We start from the raw sequence: 6,092 nt of genomic DNA, 5'->3' as shown, positions 1-6,092 counted from the left end.
GTCTAGTAGGTATATTAAGGGCCGCAACGAGCCTTGATCATCAGAGACAAGAGGGAACAAAGACCATGGACACGCAGAAACTCCTCGGCGAGGTCGCCGGCCAGCTGCTCTCGGGCGCCATCAAGGTGGTCGACCTGACGGCGCCGCTCGGGCCGAACACGCCGCTGATCAAGCTGCCGCCGGAGCTCGCCGTCGACACGCCGAAGATCGAGATCCACGAGATTTCCAAATACGACAAGAACGGTCCGTGGTGGGCCTGGAACTGGCTGAAGCTCGGCGAGCATTCGGGCACGCATTTCGACGCGCCGCAGCACTGGATTACCGGCAAGGATTATCCGGACGGCGCCACCGACACCATTCCGGCGCAGAATTTCATCGGTCCGGTCAACGTCATCGACTGCTCAGTGGAAGCGGCTGAAGACCACGATTTCCTGCTCACCGTCGACCATATCAAGGCCTGGGAGGCCAAGCACGGCGCCATCAATCCCGGCGAGTGGGTGGTGATGCGCACCGACTGGTACAAGCGCAACGGCTCGGAAGCCGAGTTCCTCAATGCCAACGAGACCGGCCCTCACACGCCCGGCCCGACGGCCGAAGCCATCCAGTTCCTGATCAGCAAGGATATCAAGGGCTGGGGCTCGGAGACGATCGGTACCGATGCCGGCAAGGCCGGCGGCATGGAGCCGCCATTCCCGGCCCACACGCTGATGCACAAGGCCAACCGCTATGGCCTCGCCAGCCTCTGCAATCTCGACCAGCTGCCGCCGAAGGGCGCTATCCTGATCGCGGCCCCGCTCAAGATCGAGCGCGGCACCGGCAGCCCGATCCGCGCGCTGGCGCTGGTGCCAGGCAAATAGGGCGAGGCGGCGGTCTTCGGGAGAAGATCATGCTCGAGGGCAATGGAGTGATGGAGTCGATGTGGTCGTCTTGGAGCGTCAGCGCTCTACGGCGCCCCCCTCTGTCCTGCCGGACATCTCCCCCACAAGGGGGGAGATCAGACGTCACGCGTGCTTTCGCCAATCTCCAACGCCGCAGGATTGAGCAAGGCGCCGAGGCTGCCAATCTCCCCCCTTGTGGGGCAGATGTCCGGCAGGACAGAGGGGGGCGCGAAGGAACTCGGCTTTGCGCGATTGACGTCCATTTCTTGACCGCGAGCACCCCTCAATGACCGCCGCCGATCACACCATCGTCGGCAGCGGCATCAACGCCCTGGTCTGCGCGGCAATGCTTGGCGCCAAGGGCGCCAAGGTGCTGGTGCTCGAGCGCAACGACCGCATCGGCGGCTGCATGCGCACCGAGGAGATCACCGCGCCGGGCTTCGTCCATGACGTGATGGCGACGACCTTCGTGCTGTTCATCACCTCGCCGGCCTTTGCCGCGCTTGGCAAGGACCTTGCGCGGCATGGGCTGGAGTTCTGCCACACGGCGACTCCCACAGGCGTTCTCATGCCGGACGGCAGCCATGCCGTGCTCACCACCGACCGCGCCACCAACATCGCGGCGCTCAACCGGATCGCCGCCGGCGACGGCGACCGCCACGGCGGCGACGTCGGCGGCATCGAGCGCGATGCGGGGCTGCTGTTCGGTCTGCTCGGCGGCGCGCTCTGGTCCTATCCGACAACCAAGCTGCTGGCCGGCGAGGCCTGGCGGCGCGGCCCGCGCAACCTCGCCGCCTTCATGGGCGAGGCGCTGGTGCCCGCGCGCGGCTGGCTTGAGACGACCTACTCATCCGACACGGTCCGCGCGCTCTGGGCACCCTGGGTGCTGCATGCCGGGCTTGGGCCCGAAGACGCCTTCTCCGGCCAGATCGCCAAGGTCATCGCCTTCGCCCTGGAGGCCGCCGGCGCGCCGGTCGTCAAGGGCGGCGCGAAAAACCTGCTCGCCGCCTTCGAGGCGCTGATCAAGGAGCGCGGCGGCGAGATCCGCGTCGACGCCGATGTCGCCTCGATCGTCCAGAGCGGCGGCCGTGCCACCGGCGTGCGGCTCGCCTCCGGCGAGACGTTGAGCGCTGCGAAAGGCGTCATCTGCTCGGTCACGCCGACGCAGCTCTACGGCCGCCTGCTCGGCAAGGATGCGCCTGAGGCGGCAACCAAGGCCACGCAGGCCTATCGCTACGGCAAGGGCAATTTCCAGATCCACTATGCGCTGGACAAGCCGCCTGCATGGCGCGGCGGGGGCCTCGACAAGGTGGCGCTGCTGCATCTGACGCCGGGTTTGGACGGCGTTTCGAAAGCCTGCAACGAGGCGGTGCGCGGCCTGCTGCCGGAAGTGCCGACCATCTGCGTCGGCCAGCCGCACGCGCTCGATCCCTCGCGCTGTCCTGAAGGCAAGGCGATCCTCTGGCTGCAACTGCCCGAGGCGCCGCGCCACATCAAGGGCGATGCCGCCGGCAAGCTGAATGCCCCGGCTGACGGGCGCTGGACCGGGGCACTGCGCGAAGCCTATGCCGACCGCGTCGAGGCGATCCTCGCCAACCATATCGACGGGTTTCGCGAGACCGTCATTGCGCGCCGCGCCTATTCGCCGGCCGACCTCGAAGCGATGAACATCAACCTTGTCGGCGGAGATCCCTATGGTGGCTCGTCGACCATCGACCAGTCCTTCCTGTGGCGGCCGTTCAAGGCAAGCCGCAACCACGAGACCGGCGTCAAAGGCCTCTACCATATCGGCGCTTCGACCCATCCGGGAGCCGGCCTAGGCGGCGGCTCCGGCTTCCTTCTGGCGGGGAGGCTCTGATGGAACAAAAGCTCGCCGAAAAACGCCAGCGCATCTCGACCCTCGGCCAGATCGGGCTGCAGCAATTCGCGCCCTATCTGATGAACCGCATCATGGGCCGCTACAACGCCACTTTGCGCGAGGATTTCCGTAAGCAAGGTCTTACCATTCCGCAGGTGCGGACGCTCGCCGTGCTCTCGGTCACCGACGGCGTCACCGTCAACGACCTCTCGGTTTATACGGTGATCGAGCAGTCGACCTTGAGCCGCACGCTCGACACGCTGGAAAGCCAGGGCCTGGTACGGCGCGAGCAGGGCGTCACCGACAGCCGCATCCGCCATGTGTTCCTGACCGATGACGGACGCGCGCTGTTCACCCGCGCCTGGCCGGCCATGCATGACGCGTTCGAGGCGATGTTCGACGGTGTCGACGATGCCGAGTATGCCGCGCTGATCGCGATCCTGCAGAAGATGCTGAAGAACATCCGCAAGCACGACATCTGAGTTGACGAACGCGCCGCCTGGTTGCGGCAACGGAAGGAGGCAGACATGGCCGAACGGTCTTTTGCCAAGGAAGTCGAAAAGCTGAGGTTAGGGGCCGGCGAGGAATTCGCGGGCGAGGGCATCCTCGCAATCACCAAGGCGCTGTTGCAATGCGGCGTCGGCTATGTCGGCGGCTACCAGGGCGCGCCGATCAGCCACCTGATGGATGTGCTGGCCGATGCGCAGGACATCCTGGGCGAGCTCGGCGTGCATTTCGAGGCGAGCGCCTCGGAGGCGACCGCCACAGCCATGCTTGCCGCTTCGGTGCATTACCCGATCCGTGGTGCGGCCACCTTCAAGTCGACAGTCGGCACCAATGTCGCGTCCGACGCGCTCGCAAATCTGGCGTCCGGCGGCGTCACCGGCGGCGCGCTGATCATCGTCGGCGAGGATTATGGCGAAGGCTCCTCCATCATGCAGGAGCGCAGCCACGCCTTTGCCATGAAGAGCCAGGTCTGGCTGCTCGATCCGCGCCCGAACCTGCCCTCGATCGTCAAGGCGGTCGAGGACGGCTTCGAACTGTCCGAGACGTCGAACACACCCGTGATGCTGCAAGTGCGCATCCGCTGCTGCCATGTCCACGGCCATTTCATTGCCAAGGACAACAAGCGCCCGCCAATGTCGGTCGCCGACGCGCTGTCGGCGCCGCGCCGCGACACCGGCCGCATCGTGCTGCCGCCCGCTTCCTTCCTGCATGAAAAGGAGAAGGTCGCCAAGCGCTGGCCGGCGGCGGTCGATTTCATCAAGAGCCGCAAGATCAACGAGATGTTCGGGCCGGACCACGGCTCGGTCGGCATCGTCATGCAGGGCGGCATGTACAACTCCGTAATCCGCGCGCTGCAGCGGCTTGGGCTTGCCGACACCTATGGCGACACCGAAGTGCCGCTCTACGTGCTGAACGCCGTCTATCCGCTGGTGGACGACGAGTTCCTGTCCTTCTGCGAAGGCAAGCAGGCGGTGCTGGTCGTCGAGGAAGGCCAGCCCAACTATATCGAGCAGGCCTTTGCCGCGATGCTGCACAAGGCCGGGCGCGGCACCAGGCTGGTCGGTAAGGAGCATCTGCCGATGGCCGGCGAATATACTGGGCAGGTGATGCTCGACGGCATCGGCTCCTTCCTGCGCGCCAACGCCCCGCATCTTTTGCCGGGCGAGGTGCGCGCGCCGAACAAGCTGGGCGAAGGCATCGACACCGCCGATCTCATCAATGTCGTTCCGGGCCGGCCCCCGGGCTTCTGCGTCGGCTGCCCGGAGCGGCCGATCTTCGCCGCGACCAAGCTGGTCGAGCAGGAGCTCGGTAAGCACCACATCGCTTCCGACATCGGCTGCCATCTGTTCTCGATCATGCCGCCCTTCGAGCTCGGCGCCACCACCATGGGCTACGGGCTGGGGCCCGCCTCGGCCTCCGCCTTCAACTCGCCGGAAGCAAAACGCCGCTCAATTTCCTTCGTCGGCGACGGCGGGTTTTGGCACAACGGCCTCACCTCCTCGATCGGCAATGCCGTCTTCAACCGGAATGACGGCGTCATCGTCATCGTCGACAATTTCTACTCGGCCGCCACCGGGGGGCAGGACATCCTGTCGTCGCGCGCCAACAACCGCACCAAGTCGACGAAGCATCCGATCGACGAAGCGGTGAAGGGCATGGGGGTCAAATGGCTGCGCCACATCGACCGCACCTATGATGTCGGCAAGATGCGCGCCGCGCTGCGCGAGGCGCTGACCACCGAGGAGAAGGGGCCGAAGGTCATCGTCGCCTCGTCCGAATGCATGCTCAACCGCCAGCGCCGCGAGAAGCCGCTGGTCGACAAGGCGATCAAGGGCGGCGAGCGCGTGGTCAAGCCGAAATTCGGTGTCGACGAGGACATCTGCACCGGCGACCATGCCTGCATGCGCCTATCTGGCTGTCCATCGCTGTCGGTGAAGTCGCTCGACGATCCGTTGCGCGACGATCCCGTCGCCTCGATCGACCAGAATTGCGTCGGCTGCGGCAATTGCGGCGAGGTGGCGGACGCCGCCGTGCTTTGCCCCTCCTTCTACCGCGCCGACGTCGTCCACAATCCCGGCCGCTGGGACCGTTTCCTCGAAAGCGCGCGCCGCGCCGTGATCGGGCTGTTGCAGCGACGCCGCGAGAGCCGCCGTTTGATGTTTCCGATGCTTGATCACAAAGCAGCGCTGCGCCCGAAATCGGGCGCCTTTGATGACGAGCGGGTGATAAAACTCGCCGTTCTCGCCGTCGGCGGCCAGGGCGGCGGCGTGCTGGCCGACTGGATCACCGATGTCGCCGAGCGCAACGGCTACATCGCGCAATCGACCTCGGTGGCCGGCGTCGCCCAACGCACCGGGGCGACCATATATTACATCGAGATGGCCCGCGACACCGGCCGGCTGCCGGTCTTTGCGCTGTCGCCCTCGCAGGGCGACGTCGATATCCTGATCGCAGCCGAGCTGATGGAAGCCGGCCGCGCCATCATCCGCGGCTTCGTCACGCCCGAGCGCACGACGCTGATCACCTCCTCGCACCGCATCGCCGCCGTGTCGGAAAAGATCGAGCCGGGCGACGGCCGCGCCTCGTCGGAAAAGGTGCACGCGACGGCTGAGGCCGCGGCCAAGCGCTTCATCGCCTTCGACATGGAAAAGATCGCCGCCGACAATGGCACCATGATCTCGGCCAGCCTGCTCGGCGCGCTGGCCGGCTCGGATGCGCTGCCCTTCACCCGCGAAAGCTATGAGCAGGCGATCGGCGCCGGCGGTCGTGGCGTCAAGGCAAGCCTTGCCGCCTTCGGCGCGGCTTGTGACCGCGCGCGCGGCACCGCGGCCGCGCCAACAAGCGAGAAG

The 6,092-nt window shown here is 66.2% G+C and carries 4 protein-coding genes; all 4 read left to right on the top strand.

Annotation, left to right across the window (positions count from 1 at the left end; translation table 11 throughout):
- Positions 1-65 precede the first annotated feature (65 nt).
- Complete coding sequence (locus EOA27_RS18055) at positions 66-857, top strand: cyclase family protein (RefSeq protein ID WP_126079663.1); 792 nt, start codon at positions 66-68, stop codon at positions 855-857.
- A 307-nt stretch (positions 858-1,164) separates the two neighbouring features.
- Positions 1,165-2,736, top strand: coding sequence for an NAD(P)/FAD-dependent oxidoreductase (locus tag EOA27_RS18045; protein WP_126079662.1), 1,572 nt, complete (start codon positions 1,165-1,167; stop codon positions 2,734-2,736).
- Entirely contained in the window at positions 2,736-3,218 is a 483-nt protein-coding gene (locus EOA27_RS18040) for a MarR family transcriptional regulator (protein WP_126079661.1), read from the top strand. Before EOA27_RS18045 ends, EOA27_RS18040 begins: the two co-directional genes overlap by 1 nt.
- 45 nt (positions 3,219-3,263) lie before the next feature.
- The coding region (locus tag EOA27_RS18035; RefSeq protein ID WP_127256818.1) for a thiamine pyrophosphate-dependent enzyme at positions 3,264-6,092 on the top strand (2,829 nt) is incomplete at its 3' end.

Origin of the sequence: Mesorhizobium sp. M2A.F.Ca.ET.037.01.1.1 (assembly GCF_003998075.1) — a bacterium.
Taxonomy (GTDB): domain Bacteria; phylum Pseudomonadota; class Alphaproteobacteria; order Rhizobiales; family Rhizobiaceae; genus Mesorhizobium.
This window is presented reverse-complemented; position numbering and strand designations above follow the sequence as displayed.

What these genes read in the sequence shown, in the direction of transcription:
- EOA27_RS18045 (WP_126079662.1), top strand. Translation starts at nt 1,165, where the DNA reads ATGACCGCCGCCGATCACACCATCGTCGGCAGCGGCATCAACGCCCTG.
- EOA27_RS18040 (WP_126079661.1), top strand. Translation starts at nt 2,736, where the DNA reads ATGGAACAAAAGCTCGCCGAAAAACGCCAGCGCATCTCGACCCTCGGC.
- EOA27_RS18055 (WP_126079663.1), top strand. Translation starts at nt 66, where the DNA reads ATGGACACGCAGAAACTCCTCGGCGAGGTCGCCGGCCAGCTGCTCTCG.